The sequence below is a fragment of the Jatrophihabitans sp. genome, from assembly GCF_036388195.1.
Classification (GTDB): Bacteria; Actinomycetota; Actinomycetes; order Mycobacteriales; family Jatrophihabitantaceae; genus Jatrophihabitans_A.
In genome coordinates this window covers 15,735-34,915 of sequence record NZ_DASVSG010000025.1, presented here as the reverse complement: position 1 = coordinate 34,915, position 19,181 = coordinate 15,735, and the positions used below count along the sequence as shown (strand labels likewise).

The 19,181-nt window shown below is 70.1% G+C and carries 15 protein-coding genes; 5 read left to right on the top strand and 10 right to left on the bottom strand.

The window, feature by feature from the left end:
- Positions 1-66 precede the first annotated feature (66 nt).
- From VF612_RS02090 to VF612_RS02080, 3 genes are all read right to left on the bottom strand, one after another.
- Positions 67-519: a metallophosphoesterase family protein gene (locus VF612_RS02090; protein ID WP_408658190.1), complete on the bottom strand. Its 453-nt coding sequence runs from the start codon at positions 517-519 to the stop codon at positions 67-69.
- 74 nt (positions 520-593) lie between these two features.
- Positions 594-1,553: a hypothetical protein gene (locus VF612_RS02085; protein WP_408658189.1), complete on the bottom strand. Its 960-nt coding sequence runs from the start codon at positions 1,551-1,553 to the stop codon at positions 594-596.
- Positions 1,554-1,710: 157 nt separating this feature from the next.
- The gene (locus VF612_RS02080; protein ID WP_408658188.1) at positions 1,711-2,097 is read right to left on the bottom strand and encodes a MerR family transcriptional regulator; all 387 of its coding nucleotides are present in this window, start codon (positions 2,095-2,097) and stop codon (positions 1,711-1,713) included.
- A gap of 138 nt (positions 2,098-2,235) precedes the next feature.
- Here VF612_RS02080 and VF612_RS02075 point away from each other — a divergent pair, with 138 nt between their 5' ends.
- A complete protein-coding gene (locus VF612_RS02075) occupies positions 2,236-2,661 on the top strand; it encodes an Hsp20/alpha crystallin family protein (protein ID WP_408658187.1) in 426 nt (141 codons plus the stop codon).
- A 129-nt stretch (positions 2,662-2,790) separates the two neighbouring features.
- Here the strand turns inward: VF612_RS02075 and VF612_RS02070 are convergent, their stop codons facing one another.
- Together VF612_RS02070 and VF612_RS02065 are read right to left on the bottom strand one after the other, a co-directional pair.
- Positions 2,791-3,192: a PPOX class F420-dependent oxidoreductase gene (locus tag VF612_RS02070; protein WP_408658186.1), complete on the bottom strand. Its 402-nt coding sequence runs from the start codon at positions 3,190-3,192 to the stop codon at positions 2,791-2,793.
- Between the two features lie 60 nt (positions 3,193-3,252).
- Positions 3,253-3,849 (bottom strand): isochorismatase family protein, encoded by a 597-nt coding sequence (locus VF612_RS02065; RefSeq protein ID WP_408658185.1) that lies wholly within the window; start codon positions 3,847-3,849, stop codon positions 3,253-3,255.
- A gap of 165 nt (positions 3,850-4,014) precedes the next feature.
- On the opposite strand from VF612_RS02065, the gene VF612_RS02060 reads away from it, so the two are divergent.
- On the top strand, positions 4,015-5,892 hold the full coding sequence (locus VF612_RS02060; RefSeq protein WP_408658184.1) for a Na+/H+ antiporter: 1,878 nt from the start codon (positions 4,015-4,017) through the stop codon (positions 5,890-5,892).
- Positions 5,893-5,903: 11 nt separating this feature from the next.
- On the opposite strand, the gene VF612_RS02055 is transcribed toward VF612_RS02060, so the two are convergent.
- From VF612_RS02055 to VF612_RS02045, 3 genes are all read right to left on the bottom strand, one after another.
- The gene (locus VF612_RS02055; RefSeq protein ID WP_408658183.1) at positions 5,904-6,179 is read right to left on the bottom strand and encodes a hypothetical protein; all 276 of its coding nucleotides are present in this window, start codon (positions 6,177-6,179) and stop codon (positions 5,904-5,906) included.
- Between the two features lie 89 nt (positions 6,180-6,268).
- Positions 6,269-6,502 carry a hypothetical protein gene (locus VF612_RS02050; RefSeq protein ID WP_408658182.1) on the bottom strand — a complete coding sequence of 78 codons (234 nt, stop codon included), beginning with the start codon at positions 6,500-6,502 and terminating at the stop codon, positions 6,269-6,271.
- Positions 6,503-6,818: 316 nt separating this feature from the next.
- Entirely contained in the window at positions 6,819-8,357 is a 1,539-nt protein-coding gene (locus VF612_RS02045) for a DEAD/DEAH box helicase (RefSeq protein WP_408658181.1), read from the bottom strand.
- A 218-nt stretch (positions 8,358-8,575) separates the two neighbouring features.
- Here VF612_RS02045 and VF612_RS02040 point away from each other — a divergent pair, with 218 nt between their 5' ends.
- A complete protein-coding gene (locus VF612_RS02040) occupies positions 8,576-14,128 on the top strand; it encodes a carboxyl transferase domain-containing protein (protein WP_408658180.1) in 5,553 nt (1,850 codons plus the stop codon).
- Here VF612_RS02040 and VF612_RS02035 read toward each other — a convergent pair.
- Positions 14,125-14,940: an Fpg/Nei family DNA glycosylase gene (locus tag VF612_RS02035; protein ID WP_408658179.1), complete on the bottom strand. Its 816-nt coding sequence runs from the start codon at positions 14,938-14,940 to the stop codon at positions 14,125-14,127. The two genes, VF612_RS02040 and VF612_RS02035, sit on opposite strands and share 4 nt — an antisense overlap.
- A gap of 90 nt (positions 14,941-15,030) precedes the next feature.
- Between VF612_RS02035 and VF612_RS02030 the strand changes: the two genes are divergently transcribed.
- Positions 15,031-15,843: an MBL fold metallo-hydrolase gene (locus VF612_RS02030; protein WP_408658178.1), complete on the top strand. Its 813-nt coding sequence runs from the start codon at positions 15,031-15,033 to the stop codon at positions 15,841-15,843.
- Positions 15,844-15,944: 101 nt separating this feature from the next.
- Positions 15,945-16,313, top strand: coding sequence for a hypothetical protein (locus VF612_RS02025; RefSeq protein ID WP_408658177.1), 369 nt, complete (start codon positions 15,945-15,947; stop codon positions 16,311-16,313).
- A gap of 117 nt (positions 16,314-16,430) precedes the next feature.
- On the opposite strand, the gene alaS is transcribed toward VF612_RS02025, so the two are convergent.
- Positions 16,431-19,142, bottom strand: coding sequence for an alanine--tRNA ligase (gene alaS / locus VF612_RS02020; protein ID WP_408658176.1), 2,712 nt, complete (start codon positions 19,140-19,142; stop codon positions 16,431-16,433).
- Positions 19,143-19,181: the final 39 nt, after the last annotated feature.

Below are 19,181 nucleotides of genomic sequence, written 5' to 3'. Positions count from 1 at the left end.
CAAATAAAGGTAACTGGTATAAATCTCGTCCCAGCGGAGCTAAATGTGACCTTCTGGAACTGAGCATTAACTTACCGTAGTTGTATCGAATATCGCGCCGGTGGAATCGATCGCTTCTACCTTCGCCGTTCCTGTGCCGAGGGTGACCCGGACGTAGTGATACACCTGCGCGGTCGACGTCGGCTTGGCTGCGCCGTTGCACGCGCTGCCGCCAGTGCTGCTCCACCCGCGGGCCACTGCCACCACCGCCCCGCCGGTGTCCGGATAGGTCTGCGAGCACCGGCCGCCGATCGTGGTGTCCACCGGATTGAGGCCAGCGCCACCGCCTCCGGTCACGATCGACACCATGCCGCGGTGCGGGCGGTTCCGCTCGTAGATGTGTGAATGTCCGTTCAGTACAAGCTTGACGTTGTGGCTGGCCAGCAGGCTCTCCACGCTCTGGCTGCCGTCCGGCGGCGCAGTGAGGTAGGTGTCCTGGACATCCCCATGGCGCACCGCCGAGTACAGCGGGTAATGCATGACCGCGATCTTGGGAATCGCCGCGTTGGCCGTCAGATCATTGGTCAGCCAGGTGCGCTCTGCCGCCCCGGCGCTCAGTGCTGCTTGTAGTCCACGGCATACGGATTCCTGACGCTGCTGTCCGACCAGGCCGCGGTGAGGATGTAGAGCCGCCAGCCGCGGACGTTGAAGGCGTACCAGTAGTCGGGGGTGGCCACCGAGACGCCGTTCACCGTATGAGTGCTGGTGGACGCCCTGCCGCGCGACGTCGCGGCGATCGAGGTCGAGGGCCACATGTCGCTGAACGTGCTGGTGTAACCGTGGTTGCCCGGCGCGGGGTACATCGGCAGCTTCTTGCCGGCGACCGGCCAGTAGCGCGGCCCGAACACCGCGCTGACGTCCCGGCCGATGTGCTGCAGATCGCCGTAGGTGGACTGGGTCCCGCTCGGATAGCCGATGTCGCCGGTGGAGACGGCGAAGTCCGAGCCGCCACTGGCCATCCGGGAGATGACGTTGGCCTGCGCGCTGTTGAGGTAACCCGGCGCGGCGCTGCCGGTCTGCCCCCAGTCGCCGATCACAGCGAACCGGTCGGGCGGCGCCATGCTGAAGGTCGGCGAACTCACCGTCGAGCCCAACAGGTCGACATAGGTGGTCGACGTGGCGCTGGTGGCGCCCTCGAGGCGATAGCAGTAGGCGCCGCTGGTCAGCGCGCTGAGCTGCGCCTTCCACTGATAGACATTGCTCGTCGCGGTCCCGGTGCTCGTCGGGTACGTGATCGTGTGGCCCTGCCTGCTGGTCGTGGCAGCCGTCGCCTTGGTCGTGCTGCAGCTGCCGCCGCTGGACAGCCCGTACTTGATCCGGACCTTGACGATCGGCGCGGTCGTCGCGAAGTTGACCTTGACGGCGGAGGCCGTCCGATCGGTCAGGTAGGGCGCCCGGGTCAGATAACTCGAATAAGCCGCGGCCGGAGCTGCCACGCTCGCCCCGATTACCGAGGTGAGCAGGCTCGCGCCGGCCAGGGCAAGGCACAGTCGCTGAGCGTTGCTCAACTTCATGATTCCCCCGTGAGAAACAGACGGTAATCGATCGTCTGCAATGCGTGCAGGGCCTTGCTCGCCCGGCAGGAGTGCTACCTAGCGGATCCAGTGAACCTGCCCTGGCGCCACCCGGCAAGGGTGAGCGCCACGACGCCCAGGTGCTGAACCGGACCGGCTAGGAACCCGTCTTTGCCTCAGCCGCATCACCCGTGGGGGCGGGGGTTCGCCCGGTGGATCGCTTGGGTTGCTTGGGTCGGGCTGCCGGGGCCGGCTGCCCGCTCAGCTTCTCGATCTCGGCCTGCAACTGAGCATTGGCGGTACGCAGGGCGAGCACCATCTCGATGCCGGCTAGGTTGAGCCCGGCATCGAGCAACCCGCCGATGTCGCGCAACCGGGTGAGGTCGTTCTCGCTGTACCGGCGGGTGCCGCCGGCGGTGCGCTGCGGAGTGACCAGGCCGCGTGCCTCGTACTGGCGCAGGTTCTGCGGACCGCTGCCGACCAGCTCGGCGGCCACCGTGATGCCGTACAGGCCGCGGTCGGGATCTGGCTGGGGGATCTCCATCGGACAACCTCCTCTCTGCTGCTTGCATCAGTCTAGAAAATTTGATACAACAAATCTACATCAGCCAGTGCACATTAGGTGAGTTGGCAGATGCGACTAAGGAGACACTTCAACCCGTCACTTGTGGAGGTGGCAACGATGCTCATCCGTACCGACCCGTTCCGTGAACTCGACCGCATGGCCTCCCAGGTCTTCGGCACGGTGGCACGGCCGACCGGTATGCCGATGGACGCCTGGCGCGAGGGCGACCGCTTCATCGTCGAATTCGACCTGCCCGCCGTCGACCCGGAGAGCGTCGACCTTGACGTGGAGCGCAACGTGCTGACGGTGCGTGCCGAGCGGCGCCTGCAGTCGGACAAGGACATCGAGCTGATCGCGGCCGAGCGCCCGCGCGGGGTGTTCAGCAGGCAGGTCATCCTGGGCGATGCCCTCGACACCGACAAGATCGAGGCCAGCTACCAGGCCGGCGTGCTGCGCCTGACGATCCCGGTCGCCGAGAAGGCGAAGCCCCGCAAGATCATGATCCAGAGCGACGCCCAGAACCGGCAGGCGATCTCGGTCTGACCCTTCTGGCGGACGGTTCGATGGCCCGGAACGGCGCTGCCGTTCCGGGCCAGCCTGTGTCCGGACTGTCTGGGTCCGGCCCGCCTGTGTCTGGGCTCGCTGTGCCTGGGCTTGCTGTGCCTGGACCCGTCAGCCCTGCCAGGGCGTCGGCTCCTCGGTCGGCGCCAGCCGGTAGTGGACGGTGTCGTGCTTCAACATCCGGTGCAACAGCGGCACCAGGCGCCCGTGCAGGATCGGGAACCGGCCAGCCAGAAGCGTCCGGGCCCGCTCGGCATCGACGCCCGACAACAGGCTGGCCAGCGCCGGCTGATCCGAACCCTGCGGGCGTCCGGTGAGCGAGCACGGCGCGACCCGGACGCCGGGGAAGTTCCGCAGCCGCCGGGCCTTGCCCGAGGTCGACCAGGTCCGGAAGTACCCGATGCCCTGATCGTCCACCGCCAGGTTGACCGGGGTGTCGACGGTAGAGCCGTCCCGCCGCCTGGTGCTCAGCAGCACGGTGTCAGCCCGCCGCAGGTGCTCGAACGTCTCCATCAGCGGTTGAACGTCTCCATCAGCGCGGGAACGTCGTCATCAGCGCGTGAACCGTCGTCATCAGCGGCTGCCGGCGCCCGACGTGGTCAGCACACCGCCAGCCGAGCTGATCTCGGCGCGGGCGGCCGCGCCGGACTCCTCGGTGACCGGAACGGTGAGGTCGGTCAGCAGCCGCACCGTCAGCCCCGCCGCCAGGGCGTCCAGCGCGCTGGCACGAACGCAGTGCGATTCGGCGATGCCGCACACATCCAGCTCGTCGATCCCGGCGGAACGCAGCACCTCGGCCAGCGTCCGGCCGTCCGGCGCCGTTCCGTCGAACGCCGAATACGCCGCCTGGCGCAGCCCTTTCTTGATCGTCACATCAGCACCCGAGGGCGCCAGGGCAGCAGCCACGGCGGGGTGCAACTCGGCGTTCGGGGTGCCGGCCAGTCCATGTGGCGGCCAGCTGTCGACGAAGTCGGGATGCTCGGAGAAGTGCGCGCCCGGGTCCTGGTGCCAGTCCTGGCTGGTGATCGTCAGCCGGTAGTCGTCCCGGTGCGCCTTCAGGTGGTCGGCGATCCGGTCAGCTACCAGGTTGCCGCCGGACACCGCCAGCTCCCCACCCTCGCAGAAGGTCGGCTGTACGTCGACTATCAGCAACGCCCGGGAACCGGTCATCGAGGCCCTCCTCCGCAGTGGATCTCCGCTGCACCCTACGACAATCTGCCGCGCGGGTATCGATCGTGTCAGCAGATCGCGCGCTGCCGTCCGAACCGACCCTATGCCGCGGGGATTTCCCCGGCCGCGTCGGCGCTAACCCTCGCGGGCTGGCAGGATGACTAGGTGGATATCGCGGTCGGCCTGGTGGTTCTGGTGGCAGTGTCGACCCTGCTGGCCGCCGCGGCCCGCCAGTTCAAGGTCTCCGAGCCGCTGGTGCTCGTCCTCGCCGGCATCGCCGGTTCCTACCTGCCGTTCGTGCCGGACGTGGCGCTGACCCCGGACCTGGTGCTGCTCGGATTGCTGCCGCCGCTGCTCTACACCACCGCCATCCGCACCTCGCTGGTGGACTTCAAGGCCAACCGGCGCTCGATCGGCCTGCTGTCGGTGGGACTTGTCCTGTTCACCACCTTCGGTGTCGGCCTGGTCGCCTGGCTGCTGCTGCCGGTGCCGTTCGCGGCCGCCGTCGCGGTCGGCGCCGTGATCGCTCCGCCGGATGCGGTGGCGGCCACCGCTGTCGCCCGCCGGGTGGGCATGCCGCGTCGCATCGTGACGATCCTGGAAGGGGAATCGCTGTTCAACGACGCCACCGCGCTGGTGGCGCTGCGTACCGCGATCGCTGCCTCCGCCGGATCGGTGACCGTGCTGCACGCTGCGGGAGACTTCGTGCGGGCGGCCGGTGGCGGGGTGCTCGTCGGCGCCGCGGTGGCCGTGCTGCTGGGACTGCTGCGCCGCCGGATCACCGATCCGGTGCTCGACACCACCGTCTCGTTCCTGGCGCCGTTCCTGGCCTATCTGCCCGCGGAGCAGATCCACGCCAGCGGAATCATCGCGGTGGTGGTCGCCGGCCTGATCCTGGGTCATCGCGCGCCGGTCTGGCAGAGCGCGGCCTCCCGGATCGCCGAACGGACCAACTGGCGAACGGTCGAGTTTCTGCTGGAGAACTCGGTGTTCCTGCTGATCGGGCTGCAGGTACGGGTGATCGTCGACAACGCCTGGCGCTCGCCGCTCAACCACTGGCACCTGATCGGCTCCTGCCTGGCCATCCTGGCGGCCGCGGTCCTGTTGCGCCCGCTCTGGGTCTTTCCCGCGACGTACCTGCCCCGCAAGCTGTCCCGCCGGATCCGCGAGGCCGATCCCTCGCCACCGTGGCGCTATCCCGCAGTGATCTCCTGGGCCGGCATGCGTGGAGTGGTCACGCTGGCCGCGGTGTTCCTGCTGCCGGAGGACATCCCCTACCGGGACGTGCTGGTGCTGGCCGCGCTGGTGGTGGTGGGCGGCACCCTGTTGCTGCAAGGCACCACCCTGCCGTGGCTGGTGCACCGGCTGAACCTGCGCGGGCCCAGCCGGGCCGAGGACGCGCTGCAGGAAGCGGGCCTGATGCAGCAGGTCACCGACGCGGGTTTGCGGGCGTTGGAGGAGCACTCCGACGAGGACACCCCGGCCGAGGTGACCGAGGGCCTGCGCCAGCGGGTCGGTCACCAGGTGAATGCGGCATGGGAGCGGCTCGGCCCGGACGAGTCCGACCTGCTGACACCCAGCGAGCACTACCGGCGGCTGCGGCTGCTGATGCTGCAGGCAGAGCGCGAGGAGTTGCTGAAGGTGCGCGACTCGGGGGTGCTCGATCATGAGGTGTTGCAAGCCGTGATGCGGGTGCTGGACCTGGAGGAGTCGCTGATCGACCGCTTCGACGAGGGCGAGGACGAGCTGCCCCGGGACGAGCCGTTGCGCAGCCTCATCTCCGGTCAGGAGTGCGACCATCTGGAGGCCGCGGGCCGGACCGCCCGGCCGGACACCCCGGGTAAATGCCAGGAATGCCTCGACGAGAAATTGAGCTGGGTGCACCTGCGGATGTGCCTCACCTGTGGGCACGTCGCCTGCTGCGATTCCTCGGACGGCAAGCATGCCGACAAGCACTACGCCCACACCGATCACCCGGTGATGCGCAGCGTGGAGGCCGGCGAGGCGTGGCGCTGGTGCTACGTCGATTCGCAGCTGGGTTGAGCCTGCTCAGCTCAGCTGGTGCGGTTGGCCTCGAAGTAGGCGGCCAGCGCTTCTTCCACGACGGTCACCCGGTTGGTCGGCACGCCGCGGCGGGCGCCCAGGATGACCGACATCCGGTCGAGCTGGCGGTACAGGTCGGCCCGGATCCGCATGTTCAACTGCTCGGTCTCGGGCTTCTGGCCGCCGGCCTGCGCAGGAACCCCTGCGCCGGAGAACATGGCGCTGCCGTGGGATGTCCTGGCGTTCGGGGTGCTCTCAGATGCTGCCGGGTTTTCAGCAGTGTTCACAGTGTGATTCTCCATGGTGGATAGAGCCGGCGGGGACGTGCGGGCCGCCGGAGGATGCGCTGCCGGGCACTGCTCGCCCGAACGGGTGTTCAGGTCACGCTGGGGTTGGGCAGAGGCATCAGGCCGTGCAACGTGGGAACGCCCCGAACGTTGATCATGGACGGCTGCGCACGTCCCTCGGCTACCAGTTGCTTGGCGTGCAAGGCGATCAGGTCCGAGCTGACCCCGAACGCGCGGGCCAGATCGCCGAAGGTGGCAGGCCTTCCAGAGGCATTCATGCCCTGTAGGACGGTAAGAATCTGTAATTCCATGTCATTGGGCACAGCTTCAGCGTAGCCCCTTCTGACTGACAAAGCGGGCCGCCTCCAAAGAGGCAACCCGCTCCGGTCAGATGTCCCTCAGTCGTCCCAGGGACCGTAGTCGTCGGTATCCACGACGGTATTCCTTTCACCATCGGTCTATCGGCGGGCCGGTAAGGGCAGCCGCGATGACCGTTTCTGCTACCTGCTTGGGGGCCATTGTCGAGCCACGTCACAGACCAGGCGCGTCTCATGCGCTACCTGACAGCCGCTAGGTGGGCTGCTGGGAAGCAACTATACAGCCCATACCGGCTGGCCGAGCCTCAATCGCCAGATCGGGTCAGGACCCGGTACGCCGGCCCCGCGGACGCGCGCCGGCCGAGAAGGCGGCCGCGCCGGAGACCCGAGGGCCTGCGGTCCTGCTCTCGCTGGTGTGCGCCGGAGTGCTCGACGAGCCCCGTACTGCGGAGGTCCGCCCCGATGCGGGCCGGCCGGTGGAAACCCGCCCGGCGCCGCCCTGGCTCGAGCCCCGCCCACCGAATCCTGAACCGGTCGCGGGCTTGCCCCGGCCGCCGCCGGGCCGGCCGCTGGAGCCGCGCCCGGAGCTGTGGCTACGTCCAGCCGGCTCCGCGGTGATCGAGCCGGGTACCGGCGTCACGAACGCCCGCTCGCCGGGAGCGAGTTGGGCCAGCAGCGGGTGGCCCGGCCGGGTGCGGGTGACGGTCGGGCTGATCGCCGCCCGCCGGGTGAGGTCACGGACGTCGGCGACCTGGTCGTCGGTCATCAGCGTGATCACGGTGCCGCCGGCCCCGGCGCGAGCCGTCCGGCCCGATCGGTGCAGGTAGGCCTTGTGCTCGACCGGTGGGTCGGCATGCACCACCAGGCCGATGTCATCGACGTGGATGCCGCGGGCTGCGATGTCGGTGGCCACCAGCGTGTGCGTGCTGCCGTCGGAGAAGGCCTCCAGGTTGCGGGTCCGGGCGTTCTGGCTGAGATTGCCGTGCAGTTCCACCGCCGGCACACCGGAGGCGATCAGCTGGCGGGTGAGCTTCTTCGCGCCGTGCTTGGTGCGGGTGAACACTAGGGTCCGCCCGGGCGCCGCGGTCAGCTCGACGAGCACCGGCAGCCGGTCATCGGCCGCCAGGTGCAGCACGTGGTGGGACATCTGCGAGACCGGTGACTGGGCCGAGTCGACGCTGTGGGTGATCGGGTTGTGCAGGTACCGCTTGACCAGCACGTCGACGCCGGCGTCCAGGGTGGCCGAGAACAGCATCCGCTGGCCCGCGGCCGGAGTCCGGTCCAGCAGCCGCCGGACCGACGGCAGGAAGCCGAGGTCAGCCATGTGATCGGCCTCGTCCAGCACGGTGATCTCGACATCGCTGAGGTCGGCGTGCCCGCTGGAGATCAGGTCCTCCAGCCGGCCGGGGCAGGCCACCAGCACGTCGACCCCGGACCGCAGGCCGCTGACCTGCGGGCCGGCTCCGACGCCGCCGAAGACGGTGAGGGTACGCAGCGACAGCGCCTTGGCCAGCGGTGCCAGGGCCGCCTCGATCTGGCTGGCGAGCTCCCGGGTCGGGGCCAGGATCAATGCCCGCGGGCGCTTGGGCCGCCGCGGCTTGTCGCTGCCGGCCAACCGTGCCAGCACCGGAAGGGCGAAGGCGTAGGTCTTGCCCGAACCCGTCCGGCCCCGGCCCAGCACATCCCGGCCGGCGAGGGAGTCGGGCAGCGTCGCGCGCTGGATCGGAAAGGGAGTGGTGACGCCGTTGGCGGCCAGCACGGCCACCAGAGCGCTCGGGACGCCGAGTTCGGCGAAGCCGGCGGGCGAGGATTGGGAGGTAGGAGAGGATGAAACGGACGAACGGGGGCGGTCAGCCGCCATAAGAAGAACTCCAGAAACTAGAAGGTCGTCCTGCCCGGCGCAGACCAGCGGTCGCGGCGCGTGGTGTGGGACCAAAGAGAGCCGGAGGCAGAACTGTGCCGGCTACCAAGGACCAGTCTACCTTGCCCAGAACCTCCACGTTGCCCGCCCTTGCCCGGGCACACCGTGGCCCTCCGCTCAGCCGTTAGGGTGAGACGTCGACCACAAGGAGGACAGCGGTGTTCAGGCGGGTTGCCATCGTCAATCGGGGTGAGGCCGCGATGCGCCTCATCCACGCCGTGCGCGAGCTGAACGCCGCCGGCGGCGACCAGATCGAGACGGTCGCGCTCTACACCGACGCCGAGAGCTCGGCCAAGTTCGTCCGGGAAGCCGACCTCGGATACCCGCTCGGTCCCGCATCGGCCCGCCCCTACCTCGACTACGCGGTGCTCGAACGCGCGCTGCGGGAGACCGGCGCCGACGCCGCCTGGGTGGGATGGGGATTCGTCGCGGAGGATCCGGCCTTCGCCGAGCTGTGCGAGCGGCTCGGGGTCACCTTCATCGGGCCGAGCGCGGCAGCGATGCGGGCGCTCGGTGACAAGATCGGGTCCAAGCTGCTGGCCGAGAAGGTCGGCGTGCCGGTCGCGCCGTGGAGCCAGGGCGCCGTGGACGACCTGCGCTTGGCGCTGACCAAGGCCGAGACGCTCGGCTACCCGCTGATGCTCAAGGCCACCGCCGGCGGTGGCGGCCGGGGCATCCGGGTGGTGCGGTCGGCGCAGGAGCTGACCGCCGCCTTCAACCAGACCCGGGACGAGGCCGTCCGGGCCTTCGGCAGCGGCGTGATGTTCCTGGAGACCATGCTGTCGGGCGCCCGGCACGTCGAGGTTCAGGTGGTTGCCGACGGCCAGGGCAACGCGTGGGCCATCGGGGTCCGCGACTGCTCGGTGCAGCGGCGCAACCAGAAGGTGATCGAGGAATCGTCCTCGGCGGTGCTGGCGCCGGCCCAGGTCGCGACATTGAAGGCATCGGCCGAACGGCTCGCCCTGGCGGTGGACTACCGCGGCGCGGGCACCGTGGAATTCCTGTACCGCCCGAGCGACGGGATGTTCGCCTTCCTGGAGGTCAACACCCGGCTGCAGGTCGAGCATCCGATCACCGAGCTCACCACCGGCCTCGACCTGGTCAAGATCCAGCTCGAGGTCGCAGCCGGCGGCCGGCTCAACGGCCAGCCGCCGGCCGAGCTGGGGCATGCCGTCGAGGCGCGGCTCAACGCCGAGGATCCCGACCGGGACTTCGCCCCGGCTCCTGGCCGGATCGCGGTGCTGGACCTGCCGGACGGGCCCGGTGTGCGGGTGGACACCGGGTTCAGCAGCGGCGACGCCATTCCCGCCGACTTCGACTCGATGATCGCCAAGATCATCGCCCACGGCCGGACCCGGGACGAGGCGCTGGCCCGGTTGCGCCGGGCGGTCGCCGACACCACCGTGATCATCGAGGGCGGCGCGACCAACAAGAGCTTCCTGCTGGACCTGCTGGCCGAGCCCGAGGTGATCGCGGCCACCGCCGACACCGGCTGGATCGACCGCACCCGCGCCGAGGGCGGCCTGGTGTCACACCAGCATGCCGGCATCGCGCTGGTGGCCGCCGCGATCGAGGCCAACGAGCTGGAGGAGGGCGCCGAGCGGCTGCACTTCTTCGCCACCGCGCACGGCGGCCGGCCGCAGGCCCGGCACAAGGTCAGCCGGGCGATCGACCTGAGCCTGCGCGGGACCAGCTACCGGGTGAACGTCTCGCAGCTGGGCCCGAACCGCTACCGGGTGGGCGTCGGGCAGGACGACGAGGCCCGGACCGTGGATGCCCGGATCGAGCGGTTGAACGGCTACGCCAGCCGTTTGGAGGTCGGCGACCAGCGGTACCGGGTGATCAGCGCGGTGCACGGGGCGATCAACCTGGTCGAGGTCAACGGCGTGACGCACCGGGTCAGCCGGGACGAGGGCGGCGTGCTGCGCTCGCCGGCGCCTGCTCTGGTGGTGGCGGTCCCGGTGGCGGTCGGCGACGAGGTCGCGGCCGGCGCCCCGGTGCTGGTGCTGGAGAGCATGAAGATGGAGACGGTGCTGTCGGCGCCGTTTGCGGCCAGGGTGCGCGAGCTGCTGGTCTCCACCGGTGGGCAGGTCGAGACCGGCACGCCCATGATCCGGCTGGAGCCCATCGTCGAACTCGACGCCGTCGACGAGAGCGCGGCGCAGGAGTCCGAAGCCGTGGAGCTGGAGCTGCCGACCGGGCGCAGCGGCTCGGCGGCGGCCCGGGCCGCGGGCTGCCTGGACGACCTGCGCAGCCTGCTGCTGGGCTTCGACCTCAGCGAGGACGACGCGGTCCGGACGCTGAGCGCCTACCAGCGTTTCCGGGCGGAGCTGGTCAGCAGCGGCCACAACCCGCTGACAGCCGAGCTCGGGGTCTTCCGGGCCTTCGCCGACCTGTGCGAGCTGAGCCGCAACCGTCCTGGTGGCGAGGAGCTCCCGCACGAGAGGGTGCACAGCCCGCGGGAGTACTTCCATTCCTACCTGCACAGCCTGGACGTCGATCGTGAGCAACTGCCCCCGGCCTTCCGGCAGCGGTTGTCCCAGGCGCTGACCCACTACGGGGTCAGCGACCTCGAACGCACCCCCGCGCTGGAAGAAGCCGTCTACCGGATCTTCCTCGCCCAGCCGGTCGCTCCGGCGCATCTGCGCCTGGTCGCCGAGCTGCTGCAGCAGTGGATGCTCGACGACGCTCCTGGCGAGGACATCGCCGAGCAGGTCCGCGACGTGCTCGAACGGCTGGTGGCCGCCACCCAGCTGCGGTACCCGGTGGTCGGTGACCTGGCCCGCAGCGTCCGGTTCCGGTGGTTCGACCAGCCGCTGGTGGACACCGTCCGCGCCTCGGTGCTGGCCGGGGTGCGCGACGAGGTCCGTTACCTGGCAGCGAATCCGGACGCGCCGGACTACGCGCAGCGGATCAACGCGCTGGCCGCGATTCCCGAGCAGATCGTGCGGTTCCTGGCCGAACGGCTGGAGGCCGGCATCGGCGAGCACGAGCCGATGCTGGAGGTGCTGGCTCGCCGGCACTACCGCGAGTACGAGTTGCACGACCTGCGCAACTTCGACGTGGCCGGCCGGCCGTTCGTGGTGTGTGACTACACCCTGGACGCGCGGCCGACCCACCTGGTGACCACGGTCGCCGACCTGTCGGAGCTGGCGCCGGGCTCTGCCCTGGTCACGGCGCTGGAGCAGCAACTGAAGGATGCGCCGGCTGCCCACCAGTGCGTCCTGGACCTGTACGTGCGCTGGCCCGAGGTGCCGGACTCGGCCGCCGAGGCCTCGGCGGAGCTGAACGCCATTCTTGCCAAGCTGGAGCTCACCCGGCTGGTTCGCCGGGTGGTCACAGCCATCTGTCCGGGCTCAGGCCGATCGGTGTCCTACTACACCTTCCGGCCGCAGGTGGGGAGCGCGGACGCGCTGGTCGAGGACGACCTGGTGCGCGGGATGCACCCGATGGTCGGCCGCCGGCTGAAGATGTGGCGGCTGAAGAAGTTCAAGATCACCCGCCTGGAGGCCCCCGAGGACGTGCTGCTGTACCTGCTGGTGGCGCCGAACAACGAGGCGGACCGGCGGCTGGTGGCCCTGGCCCAGATCCGGGAGTTCGCCGTGGTCCGCGATGCCGACGGCCATGTCGTGGCGCTGCCGCACGCCGAGCGCGCGGTGGCCAGCTGCGGCGAGGCGATCAGGCGGGCCCGGGCCAGCCTCGGCGGCGCCCGGCTGGACATGAACTACGTGGCGCTGCACATCTGGCCCACGGTGGACGCCCCGGTCTCGGAGCTGACCGCCCTGCAGCGCACCATCTCACCGCTCACGGTGGGCGCCGGCATCGAAGAGGTGATCGCCGAGGGCATGGTGGTCGCGCCGGACGGCCGAGCCCGCAGCACCGTCGTGCGTTTCTCCTTCCAGCCCGGCGCCGGTGTGGTCACCTCCGTCAGCGGCCGGTTGACCGACTGGCTGCACCCGTTGGACGACTACGCCCAGAAGGTGCTCCGGGCGCGCCGGCGCGGCACGGTTTACCCCTACGAACTCGTGGGAATGCTCACCGGCCGGGACGGCAGGTTCACCGAGTGCGACCTGGACGAGAACGGCAGGCTGGCCCCGGTGCAGCGGCCGCCGGGCGGCAACCGCGCCGGCATCGTGGTGGGCCTGGCCAGCACCCCGACCGACCGGCACCCGCAGGGCGTCACCCGGGTGGTGCTGCTGGGCGATCCGACCCGGGCGCTGGGCGCGGTCGCCGAGCCCGAATGCGCCCGGATCATCGCCGCCCTGGACCTCGCCGAGGAGCTCGCGGTTCCGGTGGAGTGGTTCGCGCTCTCGGCCGGCGCCCGGATCTCGATGGACTCGGGCACCGAGAACATGGACTGGGTGGCGCGCGCGCTGCGCCGGATCGTCACCTTCACCCAGGCCGGCGGCGAGATCAACGTGGTGGTCGCCGGCATCAACGTCGGCGCCCAGCCGTACTGGAACGCCGAAGCGACGATGCTGATGCACACCAAGGGAATCCTGGTGATGACTCCGGACAGCGCGATGGTGCTCACCGGCAAGCAGTCCCTGGACTTCTCCGGTGGGGTGTCGGCCGAGGACAACTTCGGCATCGGCGGCTATGACCGGGTGATGGGGCCCAACGGCCAGGCGCAGTACTGGGTGCCCAACCTGGCCGCCGCCTGCGAGCTCTTGATGAGTCACTACGCGCACAGCTACATCGCGCCGGGGGAGGACACCCCGCGGATGGCCAAGAGCTCCGACCCGGTCGAGCGGGACATCAGCGACTACCCGCACCAGCTGGCCGACAGCGAGTTCCGCACGGTCGGCGAGATCTTCTCCCCGACCGGCAACCCCGATCGCAAGAAGCCTTTCGACATCAGGTCATTGATGCGGGCGGTCGCCGACCAGGACCTCTCGGTGTTCGAGCGCTGGGCCGGAATGGCCGATGCGGAGACCTCCGTCGTGTTCGATGCCCACCTCGGTGGCCGTCCGGTGTGCCTGATCGGCATCGAGTCCCGGGCCATCCCGCGGCGCGGCTTCCCGCCCAGCGACGGCCCGGACCTGTGGACCGCCGGCACGCTGTTCCCACGCTCGTCCAAGAAGACCGCCCGGGCCATCAACGCCGCCAGCGGCAACCGCCCGGTGGTGATGCTGGCCAACCTGTCCGGCTTCGACGGCTCGCCGGACTCGATGCGCAACCTGCAGCTGGAGTACGGCGCCGAGATCGGCCGAGCAGTCGTCAACTTCAAGGGCCCGATCGTGTTCTGCGTGGTTTCCCGTTATCACGGCGGGGCATTCGTGGTCTTCTCCAAGGCGCTGAACAGCGAGATGACGGTGCTGGCGATCGAGGGCTCGTACGCCTCGGTGCTCGGCGGCGCGCCTGCCGCGGCGGTGGTGTTCACCGGCGAGGTGGACGCCCGGCTGGCTCGCGACCCGCGCATCGTGGAGCTGCAGGAACGCGCCGCCGCAGCGACCGGGGTGCAGCGGGCGGCCCTGGCCACCGAGCTGGTGACGCTGCGCAGCACCGTGCGGGTCGAGAAACTGGCGGAGGTGGCGGCGGAGTTCGACGCCATCCACAGCATCCAGCGGGCCGTCGAGGTGGGCTCGGTCGACGCGGTGATCGGGGCGCACGAGCTGCGTCCCCGGCTGATCCAGGCGCTGGATGCCGCCGACGCCAGGCGCCGAGCCACCGCCCTGACCGCGAGCGGCCGGCTGGAGGCCGTCGACTAGAGGGCGCCCGCTGATCCGGCCGGCTGGCAGGACGGGCACCAGTACAGGTTGCGCCCGACCAGCATCTCGGTCCGCACCTCGGTGCCGCACACCCGGCAGGGCAGCCCGGCCCGGCGGTAGACATAGCCGGCCTCGTCCCGGGCCAGCGGGCCACGCTTGCGGGGACGGTCCTGCGGATAGAGCGTCTCGATCCGGCCGACCCGGACCCCGGCCCGCATCAGGGTCACCAGGTCGTCCCACATGGCCAGCCAGGTGGGCAGGCTCACGGCCTGGCCCGGCAGGTAGGGGTCCATCCGGTGGCGGTACAGCAGTTCAGCCCGGTAGACATTGCCTATTCCGGCGACCACCGTCTGGTCCATCAGCAGCGCCGCGATCACCACCCGGCTGCGGCTGATCCGGCGGTAGGCCAGCAGCGGGTCGGCGTCCCGGCGCAGCGGATCCTGCCCGAGCCGGGCGAACAGCGCGGCGGCCTCGTGCGGCTCGAGCAACTCGCAGGTGTTGGGACCGCGCAGGTCCGTCCAGACATCCTCGCCCACCAGCCGCAACCGCAGCGCTCCCTTGGGCTCGGGCGCCAGGCCCGAGCCGGTGGTGAAGCTGCCGTACAGGCCGAGGTGGATGTGCAGGGTGGGGCCGTCCTGGTAGTGGTGCACCAGGTGCTTGCCCTTGGCCTCGGTACGCCGCAGCACCAGGCCGTCGATGGCGCTGGCGCCTTCTGCGAAGGTGCCCTGCGGGCTGCTGGCCCGCACCGTCCGGCCGGCGAACAACCTGCGTTGCTCGCGAGCCAACCGATGCAGGGTATGACCCTCAGGCACGGCTGCGGCTTCCGGTCGCCGGGTTGCCGGAGATCACCAGATGCATACCTACGAACCTAGCCGGTGCCCGCGGGGTGCCAGAATCGCGGTATGTCTGCATGGATCTGCTGGACCTGCGGAGTGCAGCAGGCCGACACCGATTCCCTACCCGCGAGCTGCCCGATCTGCGAGGACGAGCGGCAGTACGTCGGCTGGGAGGGCCAACGCTGGACCACGATGGCCGAGCTCGCCGCCGACCGCTCCAGCGTGCTGCGCGAGGAGGAGCCGGACCTGCTGGGCATCGGCACCGAGCCGTCGTTCGCGATCGGCCAGCGCGCGCTGCTGGTCAGCACGCCGGGCGGTAACGTGCTGTGGGACTGTGTCTCGTTGCTCGACGACGCTGCCTATGCCGAGGTCTCCCGGCGGGGCGGCATCCAGGCGATCTGCCTGTCGCACCCGCACTTCTACGCGGCGTGCGTGGAGTGGGCCGACGCGTTCGACGCCCCGATCCTGATCCCGGAGGCTGACCGGCAGTGGATCCAGCGCCCGTCTGATCGGGTGCGGCTGTGGCAGGACAGGGTCGAGCCGGTGCCGGGGCTGACCCTGGCCAGGATCGGCGGTCACTTCGACGGGGCGGCGGTGCTGCACTGGCCGGCCGGCGCCGAGGGCCGCGGCGCGCTGCTGACCGGCGACACCATCACCGTGGTGCAGGACCGGGAGTGGGTCAGCTTCATGTGGAGCTTTCCCAACCTGATCCCGCTGGACCCGGCCACCATCAACCAGATCGTGGAGCGGATCGCGCCGTTCGACTTCGACCGGATCTACGGCGGCTGGTGGGGACGGGTAGTGGTGCGCGACGGCGCCGCGGCCGTCCGGCGGTCGGCGCAGCGGTACCTGGACCGGCTGGCGGGTGAGCGTCCCTGACCGGTCCGCGATCAGCCGGAAGTATCCGGACGGACAACCTCGACACAGTGGGTGTAGCTATGCCAAAGTAGCGCTCCCCCGTGCTTCGAAGGAGACATGTCATGACCGCTCGTCTGTTCGCTCGTCTGGTGGCCGTACTGGCGTTCGTCTTCACCATGTCGGTGGCTCCGGCCGCCCATGCCTCACCGCTCACGGTGTCCGCGAGCTGCGTGGTAACGGGCCCATACGCCCCCGACCCCGCCAACTACGCCACCTTCTCCTGCACGGCCAATCCGTCGGGCGGCACCGGTAGCTACAGCTACTACTGGACGGTCTTCACCTGGTGCTGCGGTGACCAGTACTGGGCCAGCACGCAGACCATCACCGGAAACTGCAAGTGGAACACTGTCCGCATCTTCAATGTGTACGTGACCGACAGCAGCGGCGCGGCGACGAGTGCGAGCGCCACCGCCAATTGCAGGAAACCATAACGCAGGCCTGTATCGGCCAGCCGGCCCGGCACGTGCCCGGGCCGGCACCCTGGAACATCCACTTACGGAGAGATTGGGGCCCGGCTGTTAGTTGGCCGGCCCCTGCCTCAGCACACCTCAGGACGCCCCGAGCAGGGAATCACGCACCGCTTGGAAGGCCGCCGGAGCGTCGTTCGGTGACCCACCGGCGCCCTGCGCGACGTCGGCCTTGCCGCCGCCACGAGCGCCGAGGGACTGCGCCAGCACCTTGACCAGGTCACCGGCCGACCGCCCGGCCGCCACGCCGGCGGAGTTGACGGTGGCCACGAAGGACAGCCGGTCCTCGGTGGCCGAGGCCAGCAGCACGGCCGCCGGCCGCGCCTGATCCAGCCGGTCCCGGACGTTGACCGCCAGGGTGCGCAGGTCATTGACCGCGACCCCGGGCGGCACCAGCTCGGTGAGCAGCTGCACGCCCGCGACGTCGGTCGCGCGCTGGGCCAGCGGCCCCGCCTGCTGCAGCACCTGGCCGGCCCGCAGCCGGTCCAGTTCGCGTTCGGCATTGCGCAGCCGGGTGATCAGCGACTCGATCCGGTCCGGCAGCTCCGCCGCCGGCACCTTCACCAGGTCCGACAGCGCGGCCACCAGGGCACGCTCGTTGGCCAGGAACTTGATTGCGTCCAGGCCGACGTAGGCCTCGATCCGGCGTACCCCCGCGCCCACCGAGGACTCGCCGGTGATCGCCAGGGCGCCCACCTGGGACGAGTGCGACACGTGGGTGCCACCGCACAGCTCACGTGACCACGCGCCACCGATCTCGACCACCCGGACCTCGGCGTCGTAGGTCTCGCCGAACAGCGCCAGCGCGCCCTCTTCGCGCGCCTGGGACAGCGGCATGTACCGCACCGCGACCGGCAGGTCCCGCCGCAGCGCGCGGTTCGCCGTCTCCTCGATGTCGGTACGGGTCCGCTCGTCCAGGCCCTTGGACCAGGCGAAGTCCAGCCGCAGGTAGCCCGGCTTGTTGTACGAGCCGCTCTGCAGCGCGGACGGGCCGAGCACCTCACGCAACGCCGCGTGCACCACATGGGTGCCCGAGTGCGCCTGCCTGGCCGACAGCCGCCATTCCGGGTCCACCTGCGCGACCGCTTCGACGCCGGTCCGCAGCTCACCGGACTCCACGTGCACCCGGTGCACGATCAGCCCCTTGATCGGCCGCTGGACGTCGAGCACCCGCAGCCGGGTCTCCGAGCTGGAGCTGGGGACGACGATGACGCCCTCGTCGGCGATCTGCCCGCCGGACTCGGCATAGAACGAGGTCGCATCCAGCACCACCTCGACGGTCTCGCCGGGGCCCGCCACCTCGATCAGCTCGTCCTTGCGGATGATGCCGCGGACCCGGGACTCGGTCTCCAGGGTCTCGTACCCGGTGAAGATCGTCGGCCCGTGCTCGCGCAACTCGCGGTAGGCAGCGGTGCTGGCCACCCCGGACTTCTTCGACCGGGCGTCGGCCTTGGCCCGCTGGCGCTGCTCGGCCATCAGCCGTCGGAACTCGTCCTGGTCGACGCTCAGGCCGGCCTCGGCCGCCATCTCGATGGTGAGGTCGATCGGAAAGCCATAGGTGTCGTGCAGCGTGAAGGCGCGCTCACCCGACAGCGTCGGGCGCTTCTCCTGCCGGGCCTCGCGCACCGCGACATCGAGGATGGTGGTGCCCGAGGTCAGCGTGCGGCGGAAGGCGTCCTCCTCGCCGTAGGCGATCATCGCGATCCGGTCGTAGTCGGTGGCCAGTTCCGGGTAGCTGGGCGCCATCGCGTCCCGGGCCACCGGCAGCAACTGCGGCAACACCGAGCCGTCGGTGAACTCGCCGCCGAGCATCCGGGCCGAGCGCACCGCCCGGCGCAGGATCCGGCGCAGCACGTAGCCGCGGCCCTCGTTGCTGGGCGTGACGCCGTCGGCGACCAGCATCAGGCCGGTCCGCACGTGGTCGGCGATCACCCTCAGCCGGACGTCGTCCGGCGTGGCCTCGGCCGCCGACGGGCCGGACTCGCCGCCGTACCGCCTGCCGGCCAGCTGGGCCGCCCGGTCGAGCACCGGACGGGTCTCGTCGATCTCGTACAGGTTGTCCACGCGCTGCAGCAGGGTCGCCATCCGCTCCAAGCCCATGCCGGTGTCGATGTTCTTGCGGGGCAGCTCGCCCAGGATCGGATAGCCCTCCTTGGCCGGGCCGGCGCCCCGCTCGTTCTGCATGAAGACCAGGTTCCAGAACTCCATGAACCGGTCCTCGTCGACCGCCGGCCCGCCTTCGGGTCCGTAGGCCGCGCCCCGGTCGTAGTACAGCTCGCTGCACGGGCCGCACGGGCCGGGCACCGTCATCGACCAGAAGTTGTCGGCCATCCCGCGCCGGACGATCCGCTCAGCGGGCAGCCCGATGACCCGGCGCCAGATGTCGATGGCCTCGTCGTCGTCGAGGTAGACCGTCGCCCAGATCCGCTCGCCGTCCAGGCCGTAGCCGCCGTCGCCGACCGGCTTGGTGGCCAGCTCCCAGGCCAGCGCGATCGCCTCTTCCTTGAAGTAGTCGCCGAAGCTGAAGTTGCCGTTCATCTGGAAGAAGGTGCCGTGCCGGGTGGTCTTGCCGACCTCCTCGATGTCCTGGGTGCGCACGCACTTCTGCACGCTGGTGGCCCGCGACCACGGCGGCTCGAGCTGGCCGGTGAAGTACGGCACGAACTGCACCATGCCGGCGTTGATGAACAGCAGGTTGGGGTCGTCGAAGGGCAGCGGTGCGCCGGGAACGACCTCATGCCCGTGGCGGACGAAATGATCCACGAAGCGCTGGCGTACCTCGGCGGTTTTCACGGCTCTCCTGTCAGAACGTGGCGGGTGCTAGGTCCCATT

What these genes read in the sequence shown, in the direction of transcription:
- VF612_RS02065 (WP_408658185.1), bottom strand. Translation starts at nt 3,849, where the DNA reads ATGACCGGTTCCCGGGCGTTGCTGATAGTCGACGTACAGCCGACCTTC.
- VF612_RS02030 (WP_408658178.1), top strand. Translation starts at nt 15,031, where the DNA reads ATGTCTGCATGGATCTGCTGGACCTGCGGAGTGCAGCAGGCCGACACC.
- VF612_RS02045 (WP_408658181.1), bottom strand. Translation starts at nt 8,357, where the DNA reads ATGGCGGCTGACCGCCCCCGTTCGTCCGTTTCATCCTCTCCTACCTCC.
- VF612_RS02025 (WP_408658177.1), top strand. Translation starts at nt 15,945, where the DNA reads ATGACCGCTCGTCTGTTCGCTCGTCTGGTGGCCGTACTGGCGTTCGTC.
- VF612_RS02080 (WP_408658188.1), bottom strand. Translation starts at nt 2,097, where the DNA reads ATGGAGATCCCCCAGCCAGATCCCGACCGCGGCCTGTACGGCATCACG.
- VF612_RS02070 (WP_408658186.1), bottom strand. Translation starts at nt 3,192, where the DNA reads ATGGAGACGTTCGAGCACCTGCGGCGGGCTGACACCGTGCTGCTGAGC.
- VF612_RS02085 (WP_408658189.1), bottom strand. Translation starts at nt 1,553, where the DNA reads ATGAAGTTGAGCAACGCTCAGCGACTGTGCCTTGCCCTGGCCGGCGCG.
- VF612_RS02090 (WP_408658190.1), bottom strand. Translation starts at nt 519, where the DNA reads ATGCATTACCCGCTGTACTCGGCGGTGCGCCATGGGGATGTCCAGGAC.
- VF612_RS02075 (WP_408658187.1), top strand. Translation starts at nt 2,236, where the DNA reads ATGCTCATCCGTACCGACCCGTTCCGTGAACTCGACCGCATGGCCTCC.